Raw genomic sequence first — 24,057 nt, forward strand, 5'->3', positions numbered from 1 at the left:
TTTATTTATGATAAAAACGGTTAATATGTGTTCCTCTGTGCGATGTATCGCCGTTTGAATAATTTTGAGTAGAAGCACAATCACAAATGCGGTTGCCTTCGTATGAAAAATACATAAAAAATAAATACCCTAAAACACTTATGAGTAGCGCCCATTTATTTTTAATGATAAAATCAATTGCTTTGTTTTCCATATTAATAGGTATCAGTTTCATAAGGTGAATAGTCACTATCGCTCCAGCGGGATTTTTCAAACAAACGTTTTCCTAATGCAATTATCCCAAAGATAACCAACATCGTAATCACAATAAAACCAAAATTCCAGTTAGAAGCACTTTCCCAGCGGGCTTTTACAGAGATGGCGTTTGTATTGTAACTCAATTCTTCTTTCGATAACGAAATTGACAGATGGTAACGACCAGGACCTAATCCACAGATATAGAAATTTTCACTTGGACTGCCTTCACTCCAAGATTCACCATCTTCGACACCACTGTAGTATTCGATGTCTTTTTCGGCAAAAATTTCTTCATTCGTATCTTCATTTACAACAGAAACACCTGCATAAGCCCATGAATTAGAAATTGGCGTTGATAAATCGATACGTAACGGTGCAGAAGTGCCTTGGAGATTAAAACTAGGCGATAGATATTCTTTATTCTTGAATTCGCTAAAAGATAGGACTTCATTTAGAACTTCTTTGTCAGAGCGTTCAAGATTCATGACCTTGTGAGAAATTAAGATGATTAATAATGTCGCACAGAAAATGATTGCCGTCTGATACAAATTGAAAAAATAGGGTTGAACTATTCCAACTCCGCTTTTAAAGGGTAAATCAGAAACACCAAATGCTTCTTTTATAGCTGAACTAGCTATGTGAACGCCTTTATAATAAGTGTAAACACCATTGATATTTTCACGAGAAATAATATATGGAGGATTAATATATTCTAATACTTTGGTGTTCTGTTGAGGGATTTTAATATCGAAAAAACCATAAGCACCGACTATTTCTGCGGAAGTAGTTCCGTATTTATCATAGGTAATATCATTTGAATCGGTAAAAACCGATTCTTGCTGATTCATCCCAGTTAAAGAATTATCTTCTTCCAACAATATCCAATGCCCATTGGATTCAGAAAGATATAAATAATCATCACTGGAAACGGATTTTAACGTATATTCACGCCAGTAATAAATTCCACCTGTTTTTTTAACAATGATACCAATAATCTCATAACGAAGATTCTTGAAACTAGCTTTTGCTCCTACAGGTAAAATTGAATCGTGAAATGTATACTGTTGTTTTTTAAGACACTCAAATTTATCGTCTTTATTTTTAGTGAAAACAGTTTGACACTCAGGGCATCCAAAGCTTATAAAGTCAATTTCTTGACTAATTTTTGTCGTGACTTGGCACTTAGGACATGCAAAATCGATACTGCTATTCATCGGGCTACTTCAGTTTGTTTAACAATAGAGGCTTCAAAATATTCGTTTAGAGCAACGGCGATATCTCTTACTTTTTGGGTGTTGTCTTGCGAGTAGTTGCAAAGGTAGATATCAGCAGTCAATTGCTTTATCTCTGGCCAAGTATGAATACACAAGTGCGACTCCATCAAACAGATGGATGACGTAAAGCTTCCGTTATCAAAAATATGGGATGCTTCACCAACTTTTACTAGATGATATCTTACCAATAAGTCATTAGTAAAAAGAGCAAAGTCTTCGTAAGAAGTTAGCTTAAAAGTATTTTCTGTAGCAAGGGTTAATAAGATGTGTAGCCCTAAGAGATTAGAATTGGATTGCATTGCGTTTTTTAGTTACACTACTTGTACGTAACTTTTTCAAAAAAGTTACACTTACTCCGCAGGAGCCAATTCTAATGCTAATCCGTCTAATTCTGGAGTAATTGCAATTTGACACCCCAAACGACTATTTTCTTTGACGTTAAGCGCCTCCCATAACATAGCTTCTTCATCTGGGTTTTTCTCAGGAAGTGGCGTGTCGTTTAGTATGTAGCATTGACAAGAGGCACACATGGCCATGCCACCACAAATTCCTATCGTCCCCTCTTCGGCAAGTTCGTAGGCACGTACTAGTTCCATAATGTTCATATTCATATCGGTAGGAGCTTGTACTTCGTGGGTTACACCTTCTCGGTCTGTAATTTTTATGGTGATATCTGTAGACATGTAATTTTTTTTGGCAAAAATACGCATATTTCAAGAAAAAAGTTAAATTTGGCAAAACTTTGGGGCATTAGCTCATTTGGCTAGAGCGCTACGCTGGCAGCGTAGAGGCGACCGGTTCGAATCCGGTATGCTCCACAAAATTTTAATCGAAAAACGTTAAAATTTTAAGACACAGTATTTTTTTACAAAAAAATACTATATTTGAAGAACTAAATGGGGGATTAGCTCAGCTGGCTAGAGCGCCTGCCTTGCACGCAGGAGGTCATCGGTTCGACTCCGATATTCTCCACAAATTAACCAAAACCAAAACCAAAACCATTAACGTCTCGATTCCTCGAGGCGTTTTTTTATAGTATTCTTTACGATGAAAAAAGTACTGCCTTTTCTTTTCTTATTGCTGTTCTCACAAAACTTGCTTTCTCAAGAAATAATAACAGCTTTGCCCGATACTATTTCACATTGGAAAAAACAACACAAACTAGGAATAGATATCAATCAGATTTCATTTGTAAACTGGAATGCAGGAGGAACGAATTCCATTTCAGGATTATTAAAAGGTGATATCAAGCGAATTTATCAATACAAAAATACTAAATGGCATAACGAATTGCTTTTTCGTTACGGAATTAACAAGCAAGATGGTTTGCGCATTCGTAAAACGGATGATGCCTTAGTGTTAAATTCAACTTTTGGTTTTAGAACAGACACTATCTCAAATTGGTTTTATTCGGCGAAATTTAATTTCAATACACAACTGACTAATGGATACCAATACCCAAATACGAACAAGGCAATTTCAAGCTTTTTTGCGCCTGCTTATCTCTTTTTAGGAGCCGGTGCAGAATACATTAATAAAGAACAAAATTTAAAAATATACCTGTCCCCTTTAACACAAAAATCTACTTTTGTTTTAGATACAGATTTGTCTAATGAAGGTGCTTTTGGGGTTCAGAAAGGTAAAAAATATCGTAACGAGATTGGTTTCCTTGTTTCTGCATATCACAAAGATGAAGTCTTTAGGAATGTATTTATTGAAAACAGGGCTAATTTGTACAGTGATTACTTGAATAATTTTGGAAATATTGATATCAATTGGCAAATACAGGTCGACATGGTGGTTAATAAATATTTAACTGCTAATGTAGGCACACATTTAGTGTATGATGATGATGTAAAAGCTAAAGAAGAAATTGATGGTGTACTTCAAACTGTGGGGCCAAAATTGCAAGTAAAGCAAATTATTGGAATAGGACTAACATATGTTTTTTAAATTATAAATAAAAAAGTTTATCGAAACGAATCTCAATAAACTTTCGGAAATATTGTTATTTGCAGTACGTTAGTGTATTTCTTTTAGCATTTTCAACAATTAGATCTTGTTTGAAAATATTGCTATTATTTACCATTAAAAGCAGTCATAGTATTACCTAATCCAGCTAAAACAAATGATTCTATAGCATTCGAACACACTTCTAAGCGTTCAACCAATTTCTCTTTCTCATCCTCATCCCAATCGCCTAACACATAATCCACTTGCTTACCTTTTTTAAAATCATCGCTGATACCAAATCGAAAGCGTGGATATTCAGTAGAATTCAATAACAGTTGAATATTTTTAAGTCCGTTGTGACCGCCGTCAGAACCTTTGGGTTTTATGCGAAGCGTACCAAATGGCAAGTTCAAATCGTCTGTAATTACTAAGATGTTTTCTTTTGCAATATTTTCTTTTTCCATCCAATATTGAACTGCTTTTCCACTTAGATTCATATAAGTATTGGGCTTCAAAAGAAATAAGGTTCTCCCTTTAATTTTTACCTCTGTTAAAGCACCTAATTTTGCAGTATTAAATTCCACATTATGCTTTTTAGCTAAAAAATCAACTACTTTAAAGCCAATATTATGACGGGTATTTACATATTCTGCACCTATATTACCTAAGCCTACGATTAAAAACTTCTTCATTATTTTATATTGGTAAATAAATTTCACTTGTTGACGATTGCAAAAGTAACGCAATTCAAGCAAATAAAAAAAGCGTCCACTTGTGTGAACGCTTTTGATGTGTATTTGTTAAAGAAATTATTTTTTCTTTCCTTTTGCACCTTTTTCTGCTTTTGCAGCTTCTTGAGCAGCTTTCATCGCCGCACGAGAAATTCTTACTTGACACACTACAGTGTTATCTGGGTGTAAGAACTTGTAAGCATCATTTTGTAATTTAGTGATGTACAATTTGTTACCCATTTCTAAAGCTGAAATATCAGTTTCGATAAAGTCAGGTAAGTTAGCTGGTAAAGCTTTAACTTTCAATTTACGTTGGTTTAAACGTAAAACACCACCTGCCATAACACCTTTAGAGTTACCAACGATTTTAACAGGGATTTCCATAGTTACTTCTTTGTTTTCGAATAACTGGTAGAAGTCAATGTGTAAAATTTTGTCAGAAATTGGGTGGAACTGGATATCTTGTAACACAGCGTTAAAAGTTTTTCCGTTCTCCAATTCAATCACAACTGTGTGTGCATTTGGAGTGTAAACCAAGTTTTTGAAAGCTTTATCTTCAGCTGCAAAATGTACTGGCTGATCTCCTCCGTATAACACGCAAGGAACCATTCCAGCATTACGCAAGGCTTTAGTAGATACTTTACCCACGCTTTCTCTTTCAGATCCTTTAATTGTAATCGATTTCATTTAAAAAAATATAAAAATTAATAATAATTTACATGATAAATTTACTGCTAATTGAGTTGTTGTTATGTACCATGTGCATCACATCGGCAAACAACTCAGCACAGCTTACTACTCTAATTTTTGAAGACTCACGTTTTAATGGTATTGAATCAGTTACGATTAATTCCGTCAAACTCGAAGCTTCTATCTTTTCGATGGCAGTTCCTGATAAAATGGCATGTGTACAAATAGCACGTACACTTAATGCACCTCTTTCTAACATTAAATCAGCTGCTTTAGCTAATGTACCTCCGGTATCAACCATATCATCAACTAAAATTACATTACGCCCTTTTACTTCACCAATCAATTCCATTGATTCTATTACGTTAGCAGCTTTACGCTGTTTGTAACAAATCACTACATCAGATGATAAGAATTTCGAATACGCATAAGCTCTTTTCGAACCTCCCATGTCTGGAGAAGCTATGGTCAAATTTTCCAACCTTAAAGACTGTACATAAGGTAAGAATATGGTTGAAGCAAATAAATGATCCACAGGTTTTTCGAAAAATCCTTGAATTTGATCTGCATGCAAATCCATGGTCATAATACGAGTAGCTCCAGCACTCTCTAATAATTTAGCTACCAATTTAGCTCCAATTGGAACTCTCGGCTTATCTTTTCTATCTTGACGTGCCCAACCAAAATATGGTATTACCGCAGTAATATGTCTGGCAGAAGCTCTTTTTGCAGCATCTATCATTAACAACAACTCCATCAAGTTATCAGCACTTGGGAAGGTTGAGCAAACAATAAATACGCGTAAACCTCTAATAGACTCTTCATAAGAAGGTTGAAATTCACCATCACTATAATGTGAGAACGTAACTTTTCCTAACTGAGTACCGTATTTCTCGGCAATTTTCTCAGCTAAATAAACACTTTGCGAACAAGCAAATATTTTTGCTTCTGGCTCTATGTATGACATCAATCTGTAGTTTTTGTTCTTAAATCTAAAATTTTTAAAAATTTCTTGAAGCTTTTCAAAGTATTTTTAAAAACTAAAAACCTAAGAAGTAGTTAGTTATGTGTTGTGTTGCGTTTAATGCGGTGCAAAGTTAGGAATAAAATCCAAGGGTGAAAGGAATTTTTTCATTATTTTTTGTTGGAATTGTAAAAAATCCCCTTATATTTGCACTCACAATTTCAATAAGCCCGGATGGCGGAATTGGTAGACGCGCACGACTCAAACTCGTGTACTTAGGTGTGTGGGTTCGATTCCCACTCCGGGTACTTTTAAAATCCTTAATAATCTATTAAATAGATGATTAAGGATTTTTTGTTTCTTTACTTGTAGGATTTTTGTAGGATCAAGTCGGATTAAAGGGGGCTCAAGCTAAAAAGTTGTGGAGAAATTAAAAAATACATTCTTTTGTATTTTAAATTTTCAGTATGGATTCTTCCTTTAATAATTTAGTTCATCTTTTACTACCTGAATATATTATTGAATATTTTGAGTTAACATTAATAGATAAAAAACAAGAAATACTTCATTTATATTTAGAGGAAATCAATAAGCCTCCTATTGAATATTCTCAGGATAAATTGCAATCGAAAGGTTTTTTTGAAAGCATTACCGTTCAAGACTTTCCAATTAGAGAGCTTAAGGTTTATCTACATATAAAAAGAAGAAGGTGGCTCAATTTAACCACTAATCAAGTTGTTTTTAGAGACTGGAATTTAGTAGCGCAAGGCACTCGGTTTACACAAGAGTTTGCCTCTTTTTTAAAAGAAATCAATCGACACTAACGCTCATGACACAAAAAGCATCGCTACTTTTTATGGTGTTAATGGAAAATTATTGCAAAAACAATACAAAGATTTTTTAAGTGATTTTAAAACTTGGAAACAAAAATCTCATGCAAAAGATTGGTTGCTTTATCCTGAAAACCTAGGAGAATACCTTTCAATTGATGAAACTGCTTTGTCTTATGATGAATTGTATACTATAGTTACAAACAAAAAAGCCAAAGGTAGAAAAGGTAGTATTGTGGCTGTTGTAAAAGGAACAAAGGCAGAAAGTGTTATTGAAGTATTAAATAAAATACCTTTAAAAATAAGGAGTAAAGTTAAAGAGATGACTTTAGACATGGCTCCAAATATGGAACTCATTGTAAAAAAATCATTCCCTAACGCAACCTTAGTTACCGATAGGTTCCATGTTCAAAAACTAGCCATTGAAGCTTTGCAAGAAATAAGAATAAAGCATAGATGGGAAGCAATCGACCAAGAAAATGATTTATTAGAAAAAGCTAAAACACAAAAAAGAAAATATAATCCTGAGATATTAGCCAATGGTGAAACTAAGAAACAACTCCTTGCGAGAAGTCGATATTTACTATATAAGCGAGAAAATAAATGGACATACAATCAAAAAGAAAGAGCTAAAATACTTTTCGAAATCTACCCTGATTTAAAACTTGCTTATCAACTTTCGATAGAACTGGCTAACATCTTTCAAAATACAACAAACAAACTTTACGCATATACAAAATTGGCAAAATGGCACGAAAAAGTAAGTCAATCAAATTTTAAATCATTCAATACAATATCAAGAACAATAACAAATCATTATAAAACAATACTAAATTACTTTGACAACAGAAGTACCAATGCTTCAGCCGAATCTTTTAATGCAAAAATAAAGGCTTTTAGAAGTAAATTTAGAGGCGTAAGAAACATAGAATTCTTTCTTTTTAGACTTACAAATTTATATGCCTAATTTATCAAATCCACAGGTTTTGGACTTGATCCGGTTTTGGACTTGATCCCCGTTTTGGACTTGATCCGTATTAATCACAAACCGATATAAACAAAAAAAGCTTAGCGATTTGCTAAGCTTTTGCTCCCCCTCTTGGGCTCGAACCAAGGACCCTCTGATTAACAGTCAGATGCTCTAACCAACTGAGCTAAGGAGGAATAACCTTATAGGTTAATATTTTTTTTGCTTTTAGACTCTATGCTGAGTTTGGAATTTTGCTCCCCCTCTTGGGCTCGAACCAAGGACCCTCTGATTAACAGTCAGATGCTCTAACCAACTGAGCTAAGGAGGAATCACCTAAAAGGTAAATTCTCTTTTCGCTAACGATTGCTCCCCCTCTTGGGCTCGAACCAAGGACCCTCTGATTAACAGTCAGATGCTCTAACCAACTGAGCTAAGGAGGAAGGTTACTTTCGTTTAGCGAGTGCAAATATAAGACGGTTTTTATAATTTCAAAACACTTTTTAGAAAAAAATTATAAAAATTTTTGTGCTATTATATCCCAAATATCCTTGCCAAAAGTTAACACCATAAGACTCAATAAAATAACCATCCCGATGGTTTGCACAATTTCGGCAGCTTTGTCATTTAATTTTTTACCAGTAACCATTTCTGCTAAGGTAAATAAGGCATGACCCCCATCTAAACCAGGAATAGGGAGTATGTTCATAAATGCTAATCCAATTGAAAACATAGCTGTAAAACTCCAAATAAATTCCCAATCCCAAACTACTGGTAACATTTTTGTAATTCCAATCGGACTTTTTACTTTTTTATAAGCTCCTGTAGATGGTGTTAATACCAATTTGAATTCTTTGATTTTATAAACAATTTGATCATACGATTCTTTAACCGCCATTGGAATTGCTTGCATCAGACCTATTTCATTTACCACCAAGTATTTTTCTTTGAATTCAGTTTCCGAAAGCGCTAATGGCTTAAACCCAATTTTCCCTTCTTGATCTACTTTAACTTTTAAATCTAAAAGACCCCCATTTCTTTCCACACCTATTGAAATGACACTGTTCTTCTTAGAAGACAATGCCGATGCTAATTCGTCAAAATAATGAATCTTCGTTCCTTCAAAAGAAACTATCTTGTCAGCTTTCATTAATCTTGCTTGTTCTGCTCCAGAATTAGGCGTTACTGAGTCTACAACAGCAGTATATCTTGGTCTGATAAAACTTTTACCATCCGCAGAAATATATTCTTTACGATGTGCATCGGTTATAGTCATTTGAATCTGTTTTCCTCCACGATCCACAACTACATTTTCAGCAAACAAAATATCAATGGAAGCTTTTCTGTAATTGTCATTTACAGGTTTCCCATCGATACTCACAATTTTATCGCCATTTTTAAAACCAATCTTTTGCCCTACTTCACTAAAAGCAATTCCATTTTCTTGAATTTTACTCATTGCTACGTATTTTTCACCGTAGTTTACATAAAGCATAACGAAGATAAACCAAGCTAAAATGATATTCACAATAATACCTCCTAGCATTACTATCAAACGTTGCCATGCAGGTTTAGAACGGAATTCCCAAGGTTGAGCGGGTTGATTCATTTGCTCCTTATCCATGCTTTCATCGATCATTCCAGCCAATTTCACATAACCCCCAATAGGCAACCATCCAATTCCCCATTCCGTATCTCCAATTTTCTTTTTCACTAAAGAAAACCAAGGATCCATAAATAAATAGAATTTATCAACACGAATCTTAAACCATTTCGCTGGTAAATAATGTCCAAATTCATGTAAAATAACCAAGACAGACAATATAAATATGAGCTGTGCAACCTGAATAAGTGTATCCATTTTTAAATTTTAGTTTTTCTATAAAAAGCAAAAGTAAGACTTTCGCCTTACTTTCCTAATATTATAAAGTTATCTCTTATTTTTTTATGAATTTTTTAAGAGCTTTCCCGTTATCTGTTTCAATAATAACTTGATAAAGTCCTTCAGCTAGTCCTGAAACCGCTATAGTAGCACGGTTAGAATGCATTACTTCTTGTCCAAGGGTATTAATAAATTTAACCGATTGTAAAGTTGCTGTATCAGGAACTTCAATGGTTATAAAATCACTACTTGGGTTTGGATATAAATTAGTTGCAGTACTCAATTCAAAATCCTCTGATCCAAGTGTAGCTGTACTTCCACGTGAAATAATATCTTTATTAGGATCAAAAACTACTCCTGTTACGTTTGTTCCTGTGGGCAAACTTACTGTAAAAGTTTGTCCGCTGAAAGTATTGTTTAACTTCACATCCATACTAGTACCATTACTAAGATTTAATCGTACCGGTACTGGCATTTCAAAATAAGAAACATACCCAGTTTGAGCTACATTTGTAATCGACTGAGTTTGGTTAATCTGAACTCTTGCTTGATTTACCCCAGTATTTGATGCTGTAATAGTGTAAATTGGGTAGCCTTCTTTATACACCCAATCGTTAAAAAACTCCTGTAAACTACTTCCGTAAACCGCTTCCAAATGCGCTTGAAACTGTGGGGTAAGTGCGTATTTATAAGCTAAAACAGGATCGTTCAAATAATTTCTTAAAGCTTGGAAATAATTAGCATCACCTAACATATAACGCAACATATTAGCTACCATAGAACCTTTGTTATAAGTAAGTCTCGAACTAAAAATTCGATTTACATCAGTTAACTGGGAGTCATATAAGTATAAATTCCCTGTTGTCGCACTAGTTATACTGCTTATCTTACTAGCCTTCCAATTCAAAAAACTCGCTGCGCCGTCAAATTGCTCAACAGTACATCCTGACATATATTCTGTTAAACCTTCGTTTAGCCAAATATCTTTCCAAGAACCACAGGTTATTTTATCACCAAACCATTGATGCGCCATTTCGTGAGAAATTAGATCTCTACTAAAATCTTGCATAAACGATATAGTTGTATGTTCCATACCGCCACCCCAACCAAACTGCGCATGACCATATTTTTCATTATTAAAAGGATAAGCCCCTATTTTAGTCTCAAAAAAATTCATGATAGGAATAGTTCTGGCTAGATTTATAGCTTCCGCTTGGGTATCATTTTCTGGATAGATATAATCTATAATTGGAAATGTAGGTGTTGCAGGTATATTATTCCCACCAGCATTTCCGGTGTTTTTAACTGTATAATTGGTTACAGCTATTGCTACTAAATAAGCAGCTATTGGATAGTTATGTCTAAAATAGGTTGTTTTATTTGCTCCATTTGTTACCTCATTTTGTTTAACCCCATTAGAAACACTTACATATTGAGAAGGAGCAGTAATATAAACATCAATACTATCTAATTTATCGTTCATATCTTGTTTACATGGCCACCAATCTTTTGCACCATAAGGCTCAGAAAGTGTATAAATTATTGGGGTACTTCCGTGAACATCACTTGTAAAAGCTTGATTAGTTGTAGCAGGTGAACCGCTATAGTTAATCTCTAAGACTTCAGTATTTCCTGTTGCTAATACTGAAGGCAGTGTGACAACTAAATCACCGTTAGCGTTATGAACAAAAACCAAACTTGTCGCTCCTTTTTTTACAGAGGAAACCACTAGAGGTTTAGATAATTCAAAAGTAACAGTATTCATATTAGCTAATGCCTTAAATGTTAATGTTACTTTTCCAGAAATATTATAAACGGATGGATTTACAGTAAATTCTAATTTACCACTCATTAAATCATAGTTTTGAGTGTTAGGATTTACTTTCAAATTCATTTTCTTAGCTGCGGCCTTCATCTCTAAAGCAGCAATTCGTTCTTCTTTTTGCTCTAAGTGTTGCGCAAAACCCAAAGAAGTTAACAATAAAAAAAAGTAGGTAATCTTATTCATTATTTGAGGATTTAATAAACAAAAATAGATATTACTTATCAAATCCTCATGAAATAAATGTTAAAACAATTGTGTTTTAAAAAAATTCTACAAATTTGTGAAAAAATCGTTCCCTTTGTCATCTGTTATTATAAAAGCAGGGAAGTCTTTAATTTCAATTTTGCGCACCGCTTCCATGCCTAATTCTTCAAAATCTACTACTTCAACCGAAACAATATTTTCTTTTGCCAAAATCGCCGCTGGTCCTCCAATAGAACCTAAATAGAAACCTCCATATTTGTTGCAAGCATCCATCACTGCTTTGCTTCGGTTTCCTTTCGCTAACATAATCATACTTCCACCAGCCGCTTGAAATTCATCCACATACACATCCATACGACCTGCCGTAGTTGGCCCAAAACTACCAGAAGCCATTCCTTGAGGAGTCTTAGCTGGACCAGCATAATAGATGGGGTGATTTTTGAAATATTCAGGCATTGGCTTGCCCGCATCTAACAATTCTTTAATCTTAGCATGTGCAATATCACGTGCGACAATTAAAGTTCCGTTTAATTTCAAACGTGTTTTAATTGGATATTGAGAAAGTTCTTCCAATACTTCTTTCATTGGTCGATTTAAGTCTATAGTAACAGGCTCTTCTAGATGTGGCGCTGTTTCAGGCAAGAAACGTTTTGGATTCGTTTCTAGTTGTTCTAAGAAAATCCCTTCCTTAGTAATTTTCCCTTTGATATTACGATCTGCCGAACAAGAAACTCCCATTCCTACTGGACAAGAAGCAGCGTGACGAGGCAAACGGATTACACGCACATCATGTGTTAAGTATTTTCCGCCAAATTGTGCCCCTATATGACTTTCTTGACATAGTTGTTGCACTCTTGCTTCCCATTCTAAATCACGGAAAGCTTGACCTGCCATATTTCCTGTGGTAGGCAAGTTGTCATAATAACCAGCAGAGGCTTTTTTAACAGCTGCCAAATTTGCTTCGGCAGAAGTACCGCCAATAACGATCGCTAAATGGTAAGGGGGACAAGCTGCAGTCCCTAAATCCATAATTTTTTCACGAATAAATTCGTCCATCGACTTTTCATTCAACAACGATTTTGTTTTTTGGTACAAAAAGGTTTTGTTTGCGGATCCACCTCCTTTTGCTAAAAACAAAAATTCGTACGAATTTCCTTTTTTGGCATAAATATCTATTTGAGCAGGTAAGTTAGAACCTGAATTCTTTTCTTCAAACATTGAAATAGGAACGATTTGCGAATAACGCAAATTGCGATTTTGGTAGGTATTGAAAATTCCTTTCGATAACCACTCGGCATCGTCAGCCCCAGTGTAAATATTCTCTCCTTTTTTCCCCATCACAATCGCTGTTCCCGTATCTTGACATGAAGGTAATTCACCCTCAACTGCTACAACAGCATTTTGTAATAAGTTATATGCTACAAATCGGTCGTTATCGGTAGCTTCGGGGTCGTCAATAATTTTTCTTAATTTTTCAAGATGTGTGGCACGTAACATGAACGAAACATCTTTCATTGCCTCTTCAGCTAATAATTCTAACCCTTTTGGGTCAACGGTTAAAATTTCGCGATCGCCTAACTGTTCAACTTTTACATAATCAGAAGTTAATTTTTTGTATTGCGTATCGTCTTTTAAAATCGGATACGGATCTTGGTATATAAAGTCCATTCTTGTAAATTTTTAAAGGGTAAAGATACTAATTTCAATAAAAAAAGCCGATTATGAATCGGCTCTTAACTATAATTTATCTTATTTAGAAATAATCTTTTTTACTTCATCAGACTGTCCATAAAGCATTTTTTCAATCAAAGGTTTCAAGGATTCAGGAAAAGACACCCAAGGATTAGTCGCTAAATAGAGTTCTTTTAATACAACCAAATTATTCAGCTCTTCAGGTAAAGTTCGCATTTGGTTCACATCTAAATCCAAATAAGTTAAGTTTACTAACTTCCCCACTGTTGCAGGTAGTTTCTTGATCAAATTCTTCTCTACATTCAAGTAAGTAAGTTTTACTAAATTACCTATTTCGTCAGGTAAATTTGCAATTCGGTTTTGATTGACTTTTAAAGTTACCAAGTTTGACAAAGCACCAATTTCAATAGGAAAAATATCGATTTTATTATTCTCAGCATTGAGCACTTTTAAATTTCTTAGGTTTTCAATTCCAGGAAAAAAAGCCTTTATCGTGTTGTTTGAAAAATTTAATTCAGTCAAATTAATCATCCCAGCCATTTCCACTGGGAGGTCTGATATTTTATTAAAACTTAAATCTAATTTTTTAAGTTTATTCAATTTAGCAACAGACGGAGAAACATAATCCATTTTGTTCTTGTTTAACTCCAGACGCTCCAAACTAACTAATTTACAAATCTCAATAGGAAACCTTTGTATCTGATTATTGGTCAGATAAAGTTCTTTTAATTTGGTAAGATTTGTAATTTCAATAGGAATAGAAACCAATTGGTTGTTTTGCAAGAAAATCTTTTCAACGTTGATGAAATTTCCAATCTCGGGAGGCAATTTAGTCATTTGTTTATTCGACAGATTTAAGATCTTAACCGTTGCTGGATTATCACAAAACAAATCATTTTCTTCACGAAGATTGCTTTGAGAATAGGCATTGAGGCAAATTGCAAAAAAAGAAACTTGTAAAAATTGGACAAATTTTTTCATTGAAATGTAAATTTAGGGTTTTGTAAAAATAAACTTTTTTATCAAAAATCCACTATTTAGACTCTGAACATAAAAAGTTTATATCCTCCAATAATTTTTCTACTTCTTCCCTTTTTGTGCCATCATAAAAACCTCGAACTCTTCTTTTTTGATCCACCAATACAAAGTTTTCGGTATGCACCATATCATACATTTCTTCGGGTTTGCCTGTCTTAACAGCTAAATAGGATTTTCTAGCGATGTAGTAAATGTCTTTTTTATTCCCCGTTACCAAATTCCATTTGTGTTCTAGAGCCCCTTTTTCCAAAGCATATTTTTTCAACACAGGCACACTATCAATATCCGGCGTGACAGAATGTGACAATAGCATAACTTTTGGATTGTTTTTAATTTGCTCCTGCAACCACGACATGTTATTTGTCATCAACGGACAAATGGTTTGGCAAGTGGTGAAGAAAAAATCGGCTACATAAATTTTTCCTTCATAATCCTTTTGTGTTATTAGTTTTCCATTTTGATTGGTGAAAGCAAAATCAGCTATAGTGTGCTTATTAGCGATGTGTTGCACAGTGGTATCTACCAATTCAGGATTAACCATTGAAGGGGTGAAAACAGGAAGTGCTTTTTTGGGTTTGAGAACCATGTAAAACAAAAAAATACATAAAACGGAGATAATCCCTAGAGTTCCTAAGAAAAGACGATATTTTATTAAACGATCAAACATATATTAATACTTTGTGCAAAGTTACATATCCTATTATTGTATTAATTGCTAATCCTATGTTAAATTTAAAATTTGACTAACAAGAAAGGTTAATTTTGAATTTGAGTTGTAACGTTTTTATTAAAAATGATACTTATCTCAAATAATTAAAACAACCATCAATAAAAACACATATGAAAAAAACTGTTTGGAGTGCAATGGCATTATTGAGTTTAAGCTCAGGAATGGCAGTAGCGCAAGAAAAACCAGGGATCAACCTGAATTACATGGACAAAAAGGTGAAGCCAGGGGATGATTTTTTCCGTTATGTAAACGGAACTTGGTTTGACAAAACTGAAATTCCAGCGGATAAAACCCGTTGGGGAAGTTTTGATGAATTACGTCAAAATACAGATAAGGATGTTTTAGCAATTCTTAAGGAAGCTGTATCTAGAAAATTAGATCCTAAATCGGACCAAGGCAAGGCTGTAAACGTGTATAAGACATACATGGATACTATAGCTAGAAACAAAAGAGGAATTACTCCTTTGAAACCTTATTTGGCTAAAATAAATGCTATTAAAACCGTACAGGATTTAAACAAATTAATTACAGAAACAACTCCAGAAGGGGGATTAGGTTTCTATGGTGCTGGTGTAGGTCCTGATGCTAAAAACTCTAATCGTAACGTAGTGTATATTGGACCTGGAGGCTTAGGTTTGCCTGATAGAGATTATTATGTTTCAGAAGATAAAGATTCACAAGAAAAACGTCAAAAATATGTAGCTCACGTAGCACGTATGTTACAGTTTTTAGGTGAAAAGCCGGAAGAAGCTAAAAAAAGTGCTGAGCGAGTTTTAGCGTTAGAAACCGAAATGGCTAAACCTCGTTTTACTCGTGTAGAACGTCGTGATGCTAGAAAAAGTTACAACCCGATGACGGTTGCAGATTTGCAAAAATTAACCCCTTCAGTTAACTGGGAAGCTTATTTACAAGGTACTGGTTTTGGAAAAGTAGACACTTTAGTCGTTTCGCAACCTAAATATATGGAGGCTATGGAAGCTACTTTCAAAGCTAATAAAATTGAAGATTGGAAAGCGTATTTACGTTGGATGTTAATCGATGAAAATGCAAACGAGTTAACGACAGATATCGAAAAAGCGAACTGGGATTTTTACAGCAAAACTTTGCAAGGCGCTTTAAAACAAAGACCTCGTGAAGAACGTGCTTTACAAGTTGTGAATGGTACTTTAGGTGAAGCTTTAGGTAAATTATATGTAGAGCAAAAATTCCCTGCTGAAGCTAAAGCTAAAGCTAAGGCAATGATTGACAATATTTTCTTAGCTTTTGAAAATCGTATCAATAAATTACCTTGGATGACTCCTGCCACTCGTAAAGGAGCCATTGACAAATTACGCAAATCAACGATCAAAATTGGTTATCCTGACAAATGGGAAGATTATTCAAAATTAGATATAGTTGCACAAGAAAACGGAGGTAACTATTTTGAGAATATCAAAAATGTAACAAAATGGGCTTACGCTAAAGAAATTGAAGATTTAAGCAAACCAGTAGACAAATCACGTTGGGGAATGGCACCACAAACAGTAAATGCTTATTTCAACCCAATGTATAATGAAATTGTTTTCCCTGCAGCAATCTTACAACCTCCTTTCTATGATTATAAAGCTGACGAAGCGGTAAATTATGGTGGAATAGGTGCTGTAATTGGTCACGAAATTTCACACGGATTTGACGATTCTGGTTCTCGTTTTGATGCTGATGGTAACTTAAAAAATTGGTGGACAGATGAAGACTTAAAGCAATTTACCACTTTAGGAGGTTCGTTAGCTGGACAATATAGTGCTTTGCAGCCACTTCCAGGTATTTTCGTTGATGGTAAATTTACACTAGGTGAAAACATTGGTGACTTAGGCGGTGTGAATGCTGCTTATGATGGGTTACAATTATTTTTACAAAAAAATGGACGTCCAGCAAATATTGATGGATATACACCAGAACAACGTTTCTTTATTTCTTGGGGAACTATTTGGAGATCTAAGATGAGAGATGAAGCAATCAAAAACCAAGTTAAAACGGATCCGCACTCTCCAGGTATGTATCGTGCCTATGTGCCTTTACAAAATGTGGATGCCTTTTATCAAGCATTTGATATTAAAGAAGGGGATAAATTATTCGTAAAACCTGAAGATCGTATCAAGATTTGGTAATACACCCCATTTATAAACAACAAAGAGCCCGAAATTTCGGGCTCTTTTACTTTATTTTATCGGATAGAATCTATTTTCGATTCCAATCCATTTTCATAATGTTTAATACAAAATAACTTACCTTTTTCATCAAAATATTTCCATGGACCAGAATAAAACCAATGTATCTCCTTCTTGGAATATTGAATTTTTGCACCACCACTTTTCATAATTTTACCATTAGGATAATATTCGGTAACAATTGAGGTAGAATCATTGCGATATTTTTCCTTTTTGGTCAATTTGCCATCTAAATAAACTTTCCAAGTCCTGATAGGCACTCCTCTTCTATAATATTCTTTGGTTTTATAGATACCTTTATTATTTATACTATCTAACGCAAATTGGGTAATCCACCCCCCCTCTCTTTTGCCGTTAATCGTTTGGTTGGTTTTACAATTTAAAAACAACAAACAAATTAGATAAAAAGGGATTTTACGGTTCATTTCTTACAATTATAAACAAATGCTGGAGGAAGATTGAAAGGGGTAAAGTTGATCTTTACTTCACTAAAATAACTTTCCAATTTCTTTTTTGCATTTAAAGAATACTGAAATTGAATAAACCGACCGTTTTCCGATAAATTGTCGTCAGAATTGGTTAAAATACGATGTACAATTTCATCTGGAATCACAGCAAAAGGCAAGGAAGAAACAATATAATCGACAGAAGTAAAACCTGCTGCCTCGATATATTGCTTTATTTTTTCCGCACTATCATTGATAATTTCCAAACGATGGTCTTCTATGGTTTTTAATTCGTCTATAAAAGCGGTGTTGATTTCAAAAGTTAACAATTTCGCATCAGGACTCATTTTCTTCAAAAGAGCTTTAGTAAACACGCCAGTACCTGGGCCAAATTCAACAATGCATTTGGCATTATCAAAATCAATAGGTGCTAACATTTTTTTTGCTAAAAATGAGGAACTAGGTGACAAAGCACCTATAGTTCCTGTAGATTTGAAGACTTCGGATATAAATTTTTTACGGCTCACATTTCTTTATTTAGACATTTCAGCAAAATACTTGTAAAATAAAGGAATGGTTTCAATACCTTTTAAGTAATTGAAAACACCATAATGCTCGTTTGGCGAGTGTATCGCATCACTATCTAAACCAAAGCCCATCATGATGGTTTTTGATTTTAATTCTTGTTCAAACAAGGCTACAATCGGAATACTACCTCCTGAACGAACCGGAATAGGGGTTACTCCAAAAGTATCTGCATAGGCTTTTGAAGCTGCTTGATAGCCTATGCTGTCAATAGGAGTTACATAACCTTGACCGCCATGGTGTGGTGTTACTTTTACTTTTACCGCTTTAGGAGCAATGCTTTCAAAATGGGTTTGAAATAATTGAGTGATTTCTTCCCAATCTTGATTAGGTACTAAACGCATCGATATTTTAGCGTAGGCTTTACTAGCAATAACCGTTTTGGCACCTTCTCCTGTGTAACCACCCCAAATACCATTTACATCTAATGTTGGTCGGATAGAATTACGTTCGTTAGTAGTATAACCCGCTTCACCATATTCTTCCGCTATGTCTAAAGCTTTATTATAAGCTTCTTGGCTAAAAGGACGTTTAGCCATTTGTGCTCTTTCTTCAGAAGAAAGTTCTTGTACTTTATCATAGAAACCAGGAACAGTGATATGATTGTTTTCATCGTGCAACGATGCAATCATTTTGGTCAATACATTAATAGGATTAGCTACAGCACCACCATATAAACCTGAATGTAAATCACGATTAGGACCTGTAACTTCAACTTCTACATAGCTCAAACCTCTCAAACCAGTGGTGATAGATGGTTGCTGATTAGAAATCATTCCTGTATCAGAAATAAGGATGACATCATTTGCTAATTTATCTTGATTTCTTTCTACGAACCAACCTAAACTTTTAGAACCTACTTCCTCTTCGCCTTCAATCATAAATTTCACGTTACAAGGCAAGCAGTTGTTTTGAATCATGTATTCAAAAGCTTTTACATGCATGAACATTTGACCTTTATCGTCGCAAGCACCACGGGCAAAAATTGCGCCTTCAGGATGCAATTCTGTCGTTTTGATTACCGGCTCAAAAGGGGGAGAATCCCATAATTCAATAGGATCCGCAGGTTGTACGTCGTAATGACCATATACTAATACTGTAGGCAGATTTTTATCTATAATTTTTTCACCATATACAATAGGGTATCCTGGTGTTTCGCAAAGTTCTACTACATCGCAACCTGCTTTTTCTAAGCTTGCTTTCACTGCATTAGCCGTATCGATGACATCTTGAGCATAAGCGCTATCAGCACTCACCGAAGGAATTTTTAATAAATCGACTAATTCATTTATAAAACGTTCTTTGTTTTCTTGAACGTATTGTTTGATATTTTCCATGTTTGTGTTGTAAAAAAGAAAACCAAAGATAGTAAAATGAGGAATTCTACCTAAAATTTCTAATTTAAGTTTTGATGAAATCAGTTGGAGTTCTATTTTTTTAAAAATATTTTTTTCAAATGCTTTGCGAATTAAAAAATATGCCTATATTTGCACTCGCAATCAGCAACCAATAACGGTTAAAGATTGAAAATTTCGCGGGTGTGGCGAAATTGGTAGACGTGCCAGACTTAGGATCTGGTGTCGCAAGACGTGTAGGTTCGAGTCCTATCACCCGCACTTAAGCTCCTCAAAAGGGAGCTTTTTTGTTTTCTATAACTCACTAAAATCTACAGATTAAACCTTAAATTCCATTCTCTTTTCAATATCATGTCAGATAAAAAAAGCCCATCTAACGACAGGCTTCATTATATTTTATTCTACATACAATACTAATCCTTTTAAATAATGTCCTTCTGGATGATAAATATTCGTGGGATGGTCAGGACCTTGTTCTAATTTATGCAACACACGAATGTTACGTCCTGTTTCAATAGCTGCTGCTGCAACGGTGTTATAAAACAGTACATCATCAATCACTTGCGAGCAAGAAAAAGTAAATAAAATTCCTTTAGGCGCTAAGGCTTTTAAACCTGCAATATTCAAACGTTTATAAGCTTGGGTAGCGGTATGTTTACTTTTAATACTTTTAGCAAAAGCGGGTGGGTCTAATACAATGACATCATAAATTTGATGATTTTCTTTCATAAAATTGAAAACATCATCTGCCACAGCTTTATGATTCGAAGCTGGAAAGTTTAATTCCATATTTTTAGCGGCTAAATCAACGGCTTTTTGTGATATATCCACCGAAGTTACTAATTCTGCACCAGCACTCATGGCATAGATGGAGAAACCACCTGTATAACAAAACGTATTCAGTACTTTTTTTCCTTTTGAGAACGTAGCTAACAATTGACGGTTATCGCGTTGGTCTAAAAAGAAACCTGTTTTTTGGCCTTCGACCCAATTCACCGCAAATAAAATTCCATTTTCTTTAGCTACCGTTTCAGCTTGGTCACCATACAAGAAATAATCAGTGCCTGTGTTAGGCAAAGTTCCACTACTTTTACAATAAATTACCTCACAATAGGCAGGGAAATTTTCCTTGATAGCCGTAGCAATAGCATCCATTTGCTGGTAAATACCCGTAGCATGTGCTTGTATCACCCAGCATTTGTTATAATAGTCAATAATCAAACCAGGCACCCCATCGCCTTCTCCATGTATAACACGAAAAGCATTGGTTTGTTCTAGATCTAACAACTGCAAACGAAGTTCCCAAGCTAATTGCAATTTGTCTTTCCAAAAAGTAGTTGAAAAAGTTTCTTTAGCAAAAGTTAACAAACGCACCACGATACTTCCTTTATCACTGAAATATCCTGTTCCTAAGTGTTGGTTATCCGCATCAACCACATCCACCATGGCTCCATCTTCAATTTCTTGGGTAACCCCATAAACAGCACCACTAAACACCCAAGGATGACGACGTAGGATAGATTTTTCTTTTCCTTTCTTTAAAATAACTTTAGGGAAACTCATATATTTTATTTTTTTGCAAATGTAAATATAAAAAAAGAGACCGAATACATTCGGTCTCTTCCTAATCCAATTATTTTACAATCAATTCCATTTAGAATCAATGGTTTTTATTTAGAAATTATTTTTTAGCAAATTTCTTAGTCAATGTTTTTTGACCGTCATTAACTTCTAAAACATACATTCCTGAAGCCAAATCAGCAACATTAATTTCTTGATCTAATTTACCAGCTTTTAATGTTTGACCCATCAAGTTATACACTTTGTAAGTAACACTTCTGTTATCTAACATCTGAACATTTAAAACCCCTTCTGTTGGATTAGGGAAAATTTGCATTTCATAATTGTTAGCTTCATCAGCAATGCGCTCACCAGCTAAGCCAGTATTAGACGCAACAATTGCCGTAGCACCAATGTTAACTGTATAATCTTCAACTTCACCATAAGAGAAAGTTTCACATGCAGTAGGAGCCGAACCATATTTCATTTGAACACGCATTCTTGTTTGACCTGCTAAAGCAGTCGTAGGCACTGTGAATGTACCAGTTAAATTACCAGAGCTCGAAGATGACCCAGAAACCACTTTTTCAGTTGATTCGAAAGTACCATTTTTGTTATAGTCAATCCAAATAGCCCAGTATTCTGTGTAAGCTGTTGCTCTGAAACCTGTACTAAAAGTTATTGTATTAGATCCGTAAGGAAGTGGAGCTATTTTAGCAGTAAAGTTTCCATAACCTGCATTTGCAGCAGTAGTATTCGTCATACCATTTAAAGCTACATAATCAATCCATTCATCCGTTTGGCTATTACCTTTCGAAGCACAATACGTAGGCGTTGTACCTCCACTTGCAGCGGTAGTTACTGAAACTGCATTACTAGCTGCAGATACATTTCCAGCAGCATCTTTTGCTTTAACAGTAAATGAATACGTTGTTGAAGCTGTTAAACCAGACACAGTAGCAGATGTACCTGTAACAGTAGTTACCAAAGTAGTACCATTATAAACATTATATCCAGTTACTCCTACATTGTCAGTAGCAGCTGTCCAAGATAAAGTAGTTGAAGTAGAAGTAGTTCCTGATGCTGCTAAGCTTGTAGGTGTCGTAGGAGCAGTTGTATCTGTTGTTGTTCCTCCTGAATAAGCAGCACCAACACCTACTGCATACCAAGCATTTGTAGTTGCAATTACTTCTGGAGACCCAGCACCGTATAGATCGGTTGCAGCTTGAATAGCTCCAGTTCTAGCATTTGCAAAAGTTGAATTAGCCGATAAATAAACAGTTTCAGTACGATAAGCAATTTTTTCAGCCTTAGTGATAGAAATTCCAGTTACATTGAAAGCATTCCCGATATCGTTAGTTCCTGTACCTCCAACTGACAACAAGTAGAACCAATAATTTAACACACCTGAATTAGTATGCACACCACAATAATCGTTGGTACTTGTGGGTGTACAACTTGGGTTTTTCCAATAAGTACCACCATAAGTATCAGGCTGTCCTTCTGCATTTGGATTACTCATAGAACGTAAAGCAACATGTCCAGAACGTCTTTCAATATCTTCTCCTACTAACCAAATTTGTTTATTAGGTGCAGCATAACTTTCAATACAAGCAGCCCAAATGTCTGAGAAACCTTCGTTCATAGCACCTGATTCTTTTTGATAAACTAATCCAGCTGTCTTCTCCGTGATTGCATGACCAATCTCATGACCACAAACATCTAATGATGTTAAAGCATCGAAATAAGTGCCGCTACCATCACCATAAGTCATACGAGTTCCATCCCAATAAGCATTATCATAATTTGTGCTGTAATGCACATAACTATTAATTTTTGCACCTGCATTATCATAACTATTTCTGTTATGAATATTTTTCCAATAATCATATGTCTTTTCAGCACCCCAATGCGCATCTAAAGCGGCATTATCTTTATTGGTATTGTTAAATTCGGCAGCTGTCCAATTATTATCTGCATCAGTAAAATTAACCGCAGAACCATAATTAGTACCCTTTTTCATATTATAAGTTTGAATACCATTTCCTCTTCCTGTTTCAGAAAGTATGTAGGATGTACCACTTAAAGTAGTTTCGATAGTTTGAGTACCGCTATAACGCGTAGCCGCATTAGCTGCTACATAAGCCAAACTATTTGTTTTAAACAAATCTAAATGCGATCCTTTACCTTTGCTTCCATAAGCATGCTCACCTACGTGTTTAATAGTAGCATTATACAACAAAACTTCTCCGTTTTGAGCATCTACATAAACATTACCTCTACTTAATGGTGCTTTTGCATAAATATCAAATTTATAAGCTAAACGCGCTGTTTTCCCTATAGGCAACAATACCATTTCTCCTTTCGGTTTACTGCATTTAGAAATAGAAGCTTCCGCAAAATCTTCCCATAAATACTCCGATGCTCCAACATGAGCAGTCGCTCTTAAAAAAGCAGCCTCAGCACTTAATGAAGGAGTTGTTTTCACATTAGCTAAGTCATAGTACTCACCATGCATCGCATTTACTTTACCATTTTTAGAATGCAAAGCATAAGTAGCAAACTCTACCTTGATCCCTTCATGATACAATTGATACTTGTCATGCGTATAGCCTAAAGCATCTGTTTCTGATTTTGTTTTAGAAAAATATTGATTCGATTTTAAACCAAGTTGCTCTTTAAAAAGTGTTCTAACATCAGAACTTCTATAAGAAGAAGCGTCTTTGAAAGTTACGAAACCTGGAGTTCCATTTTCATTTTTTTCTAATTTGTTTACAAATCTGCTACTCTCTTGTGCGAAAGAAGAAAACGTAAACAACGACAATGCCATGATAGCAGCAACGTTGTGTAGTGGTTTTTTCATAATAATAGTTAGGTTGGATTAAAA

Annotated in this window: 21 protein-coding genes and 7 tRNA genes; 8 read left to right on the plus strand and 20 right to left on the minus strand. The window is 34.8% G+C overall.

The features are described from left to right. Window position 1: 1 nt before the first annotated feature. Genes ACQY29_RS03025 through ACQY29_RS03040 form a run of 4 tightly spaced genes read right to left on the minus strand, consistent with a single transcriptional unit; the run spans window position 2 to window position 2,194 of the window. Window positions 2-193 (minus strand): hypothetical protein, encoded by a 192-nt coding sequence (locus ACQY29_RS03025; RefSeq protein ID WP_428223782.1) that lies wholly within the window; start codon window positions 191-193, stop codon window positions 2-4. 1 nt (window position 194) lies between these two features. After that, complete coding sequence (locus ACQY29_RS03030; protein WP_428223783.1) at window positions 195-1,451, minus strand: DUF4178 domain-containing protein; 1,257 nt, start codon at window positions 1,449-1,451, stop codon at window positions 195-197. Next, window positions 1,448-1,810 carry an S-adenosylmethionine decarboxylase family protein gene (locus ACQY29_RS03035; protein WP_428223784.1) on the minus strand — a complete coding sequence of 121 codons (363 nt, stop codon included), beginning with the start codon at window positions 1,808-1,810 and terminating at the stop codon, window positions 1,448-1,450. Before ACQY29_RS03035 ends, ACQY29_RS03030 begins: the two co-directional genes overlap by 4 nt. A 51-nt stretch (window positions 1,811-1,861) precedes the next feature. Further along, on the minus strand, window positions 1,862-2,194 hold the full coding sequence (locus tag ACQY29_RS03040; protein WP_428223785.1) for a ferredoxin: 333 nt from the start codon (window positions 2,192-2,194) through the stop codon (window positions 1,862-1,864). Window positions 2,195-2,255: 61 nt separating this feature from the next. Here ACQY29_RS03040 and ACQY29_RS03045 point away from each other — a divergent pair. From ACQY29_RS03045 to ACQY29_RS03055, 3 genes are all read left to right on the plus strand, one after another. Then, window positions 2,256-2,329: transfer RNA gene (locus tag ACQY29_RS03045), tRNA-Ala, on the plus strand. An 80-nt stretch (window positions 2,330-2,409) separates the two neighbouring features. Continuing rightward, window positions 2,410-2,483, plus strand: a tRNA-Ala gene (locus tag ACQY29_RS03050). 75 nt (window positions 2,484-2,558) lie between these two features. After that, entirely contained in the window at window positions 2,559-3,464 is a 906-nt protein-coding gene (locus tag ACQY29_RS03055) for a DUF3078 domain-containing protein (RefSeq protein WP_428223786.1), read from the plus strand. 125 nt (window positions 3,465-3,589) lie between these two features. On the opposite strand, the gene pth is transcribed toward ACQY29_RS03055, so the two are convergent. From pth to ACQY29_RS03070, 3 genes are all read right to left on the minus strand, one after another. Then, complete coding sequence (gene pth / locus ACQY29_RS03060; protein WP_428223787.1) at window positions 3,590-4,156, minus strand: aminoacyl-tRNA hydrolase; 567 nt, start codon at window positions 4,154-4,156, stop codon at window positions 3,590-3,592. Between the two features lie 117 nt (window positions 4,157-4,273). Then, window positions 4,274-4,882, minus strand: coding sequence for a 50S ribosomal protein L25/general stress protein Ctc (locus ACQY29_RS03065; RefSeq protein WP_428223788.1), 609 nt, complete (start codon window positions 4,880-4,882; stop codon window positions 4,274-4,276). Between the two features lie 28 nt (window positions 4,883-4,910). Next, window positions 4,911-5,852 carry a ribose-phosphate pyrophosphokinase gene (locus tag ACQY29_RS03070; protein WP_428223789.1) on the minus strand — a complete coding sequence of 314 codons (942 nt, stop codon included), beginning with the start codon at window positions 5,850-5,852 and terminating at the stop codon, window positions 4,911-4,913. A gap of 225 nt (window positions 5,853-6,077) precedes the next feature. Here ACQY29_RS03070 and ACQY29_RS03075 point away from each other — a divergent pair. The 3 genes from ACQY29_RS03075 to ACQY29_RS03085 all read left to right on the plus strand — a co-directional run bounded on the left by ACQY29_RS03075 (window position 6,078) and on the right by ACQY29_RS03085 (window position 7,646). Next, a tRNA-Leu gene (locus ACQY29_RS03075) sits at window positions 6,078-6,157 on the plus strand. Between the two features lie 159 nt (window positions 6,158-6,316). Further along, the gene (locus ACQY29_RS03080; RefSeq protein ID WP_428223790.1) at window positions 6,317-6,673 is read left to right on the plus strand and encodes an ISAon1 family transposase N-terminal region protein; all 357 of its coding nucleotides are present in this window, start codon (window positions 6,317-6,319) and stop codon (window positions 6,671-6,673) included. Between the two features lie 19 nt (window positions 6,674-6,692). Continuing rightward, window positions 6,693-7,646 carry an ISAon1 family transposase gene (locus tag ACQY29_RS03085; RefSeq protein ID WP_428225862.1) on the plus strand — a complete coding sequence of 318 codons (954 nt, stop codon included), beginning with the start codon at window positions 6,693-6,695 and terminating at the stop codon, window positions 7,644-7,646. A gap of 123 nt (window positions 7,647-7,769) precedes the next feature. Here ACQY29_RS03085 and ACQY29_RS03090 read toward each other — a convergent pair. From ACQY29_RS03090 to ACQY29_RS03125, 8 genes are all read right to left on the minus strand, one after another. Then, window positions 7,770-7,843 (minus strand) — tRNA-Asn (locus ACQY29_RS03090). 60 nt (window positions 7,844-7,903) lie between these two features. Continuing rightward, a tRNA-Asn gene (locus ACQY29_RS03095) sits at window positions 7,904-7,977 on the minus strand. A 38-nt stretch (window positions 7,978-8,015) separates the two neighbouring features. Then, a tRNA-Asn gene (locus ACQY29_RS03100) sits at window positions 8,016-8,089 on the minus strand. A 71-nt stretch (window positions 8,090-8,160) separates the two neighbouring features. Further along, window positions 8,161-9,507 carry an RIP metalloprotease RseP gene (rseP, locus tag ACQY29_RS03105; RefSeq protein ID WP_428223791.1) on the minus strand — a complete coding sequence of 449 codons (1,347 nt, stop codon included), beginning with the start codon at window positions 9,505-9,507 and terminating at the stop codon, window positions 8,161-8,163. A 76-nt stretch (window positions 9,508-9,583) separates the two neighbouring features. Continuing rightward, window positions 9,584-11,536 carry a M1 family aminopeptidase gene (locus ACQY29_RS03110; protein WP_428223792.1) on the minus strand — a complete coding sequence of 651 codons (1,953 nt, stop codon included), beginning with the start codon at window positions 11,534-11,536 and terminating at the stop codon, window positions 9,584-9,586. 87 nt (window positions 11,537-11,623) lie between these two features. After that, window positions 11,624-13,225, minus strand: a complete 1,602-nt coding sequence (locus ACQY29_RS03115; protein WP_428223793.1) for a fumarate hydratase — start codon at window positions 13,223-13,225, stop codon at window positions 11,624-11,626. A gap of 81 nt (window positions 13,226-13,306) precedes the next feature. Beyond that, window positions 13,307-14,230 (minus strand): leucine-rich repeat domain-containing protein, encoded by a 924-nt coding sequence (locus tag ACQY29_RS03120; protein WP_428223794.1) that lies wholly within the window; start codon window positions 14,228-14,230, stop codon window positions 13,307-13,309. 52 nt (window positions 14,231-14,282) lie between these two features. Beyond that, window positions 14,283-14,954, minus strand: coding sequence for an SCO family protein (locus tag ACQY29_RS03125; RefSeq protein ID WP_428223795.1), 672 nt, complete (start codon window positions 14,952-14,954; stop codon window positions 14,283-14,285). 197 nt (window positions 14,955-15,151) lie between these two features. Here ACQY29_RS03125 and ACQY29_RS03130 point away from each other — a divergent pair, with 197 nt between their 5' ends. After that, window positions 15,152-17,164 carry a M13 family metallopeptidase gene (locus ACQY29_RS03130; protein WP_428225863.1) on the plus strand — a complete coding sequence of 671 codons (2,013 nt, stop codon included), beginning with the start codon at window positions 15,152-15,154 and terminating at the stop codon, window positions 17,162-17,164. 56 nt (window positions 17,165-17,220) lie between these two features. On the opposite strand, the gene ACQY29_RS03135 is transcribed toward ACQY29_RS03130, so the two are convergent. The 3 genes from ACQY29_RS03135 to ACQY29_RS03145 are packed head-to-tail and all read right to left on the minus strand — an operon-like array spanning window position 17,221 to window position 19,592. Further along, a complete protein-coding gene (locus ACQY29_RS03135; protein ID WP_428223796.1) occupies window positions 17,221-17,649 on the minus strand; it encodes a hypothetical protein in 429 nt (142 codons plus the stop codon). Next, a complete protein-coding gene (locus ACQY29_RS03140) occupies window positions 17,646-18,197 on the minus strand; it encodes a class I SAM-dependent methyltransferase (RefSeq protein WP_428223797.1) in 552 nt (183 codons plus the stop codon). Before ACQY29_RS03140 ends, ACQY29_RS03135 begins: the two co-directional genes overlap by 4 nt. Window positions 18,198-18,203: 6 nt before the next feature. Continuing rightward, on the minus strand, window positions 18,204-19,592 hold the full coding sequence (locus ACQY29_RS03145; protein WP_428223798.1) for a dipeptidase: 1,389 nt from the start codon (window positions 19,590-19,592) through the stop codon (window positions 18,204-18,206). A gap of 197 nt (window positions 19,593-19,789) precedes the next feature. Between ACQY29_RS03145 and ACQY29_RS03150 the strand changes: the two genes are divergently transcribed. Further along, window positions 19,790-19,871, plus strand: a tRNA-Leu gene (locus tag ACQY29_RS03150). Between the two features lie 135 nt (window positions 19,872-20,006). On the opposite strand, the gene ACQY29_RS03155 is transcribed toward ACQY29_RS03150, so the two are convergent. Both ACQY29_RS03155 and ACQY29_RS03160 read right to left on the minus strand, forming a co-directional pair. Next, on the minus strand, window positions 20,007-21,173 hold the full coding sequence (locus ACQY29_RS03155; protein WP_428223799.1) for a class I SAM-dependent rRNA methyltransferase: 1,167 nt from the start codon (window positions 21,171-21,173) through the stop codon (window positions 20,007-20,009). A gap of 118 nt (window positions 21,174-21,291) precedes the next feature. Further along, a complete protein-coding gene (locus tag ACQY29_RS03160; protein WP_428223800.1) occupies window positions 21,292-24,033 on the minus strand; it encodes a M4 family metallopeptidase in 2,742 nt (913 codons plus the stop codon). Window positions 24,034-24,057: the final 24 nt, after the last annotated feature.

The sequence above is a fragment of the Flavobacterium sp. genome, from assembly GCF_965262375.1.
Classification (GTDB): Bacteria; Bacteroidota; Bacteroidia; order Flavobacteriales; family Flavobacteriaceae; genus Flavobacterium.

Coding starts and splice junctions, on each gene's coding strand:
- ACQY29_RS03030 (WP_428223783.1), bottom strand. CDS start 1,451: ATGAATAGCAGTATCGATTTTGCATGTCCTAAGTGCCAAGTCACGACA.
- ACQY29_RS03155 (WP_428223799.1), bottom strand. CDS start 21,173: ATGAGTTTCCCTAAAGTTATTTTAAAGAAAGGAAAAGAAAAATCTATC.
- ACQY29_RS03125 (WP_428223795.1), bottom strand. CDS start 14,954: ATGTTTGATCGTTTAATAAAATATCGTCTTTTCTTAGGAACTCTAGGG.
- ACQY29_RS03070 (WP_428223789.1), bottom strand. CDS start 5,852: ATGTCATACATAGAGCCAGAAGCAAAAATATTTGCTTGTTCGCAAAGT.
- ACQY29_RS03055 (WP_428223786.1), top strand. CDS start 2,559: ATGAAAAAAGTACTGCCTTTTCTTTTCTTATTGCTGTTCTCACAAAAC.
- ACQY29_RS03120 (WP_428223794.1), bottom strand. CDS start 14,230: ATGAAAAAATTTGTCCAATTTTTACAAGTTTCTTTTTTTGCAATTTGC.
- rseP (WP_428223791.1), bottom strand. CDS start 9,507: ATGGATACACTTATTCAGGTTGCACAGCTCATATTTATATTGTCTGTC.
- ACQY29_RS03025 (WP_428223782.1), bottom strand. CDS start 193: ATGGAAAACAAAGCAATTGATTTTATCATTAAAAATAAATGGGCGCTA.
- ACQY29_RS03145 (WP_428223798.1), bottom strand. CDS start 19,592: ATGGAAAATATCAAACAATACGTTCAAGAAAACAAAGAACGTTTTATA.
- ACQY29_RS03040 (WP_428223785.1), bottom strand. CDS start 2,194: ATGTCTACAGATATCACCATAAAAATTACAGACCGAGAAGGTGTAACC.
- ACQY29_RS03115 (WP_428223793.1), bottom strand. CDS start 13,225: ATGGACTTTATATACCAAGATCCGTATCCGATTTTAAAAGACGATACG.
- ACQY29_RS03160 (WP_428223800.1), bottom strand. CDS start 24,033: ATGAAAAAACCACTACACAACGTTGCTGCTATCATGGCATTGTCGTTG.
- ACQY29_RS03065 (WP_428223788.1), bottom strand. CDS start 4,882: ATGAAATCGATTACAATTAAAGGATCTGAAAGAGAAAGCGTGGGTAAA.
- ACQY29_RS03130 (WP_428225863.1), top strand. CDS start 15,152: ATGGCATTATTGAGTTTAAGCTCAGGAATGGCAGTAGCGCAAGAAAAA.
- ACQY29_RS03035 (WP_428223784.1), bottom strand. CDS start 1,810: ATGCAATCCAATTCTAATCTCTTAGGGCTACACATCTTATTAACCCTT.
- ACQY29_RS03080 (WP_428223790.1), top strand. CDS start 6,317: ATGGATTCTTCCTTTAATAATTTAGTTCATCTTTTACTACCTGAATAT.
- ACQY29_RS03110 (WP_428223792.1), bottom strand. CDS start 11,536: ATGAATAAGATTACCTACTTTTTTTTATTGTTAACTTCTTTGGGTTTT.
- pth (WP_428223787.1), bottom strand. CDS start 4,156: ATGAAGAAGTTTTTAATCGTAGGCTTAGGTAATATAGGTGCAGAATAT.
- ACQY29_RS03135 (WP_428223796.1), bottom strand. CDS start 17,649: ATGAACCGTAAAATCCCTTTTTATCTAATTTGTTTGTTGTTTTTAAAT.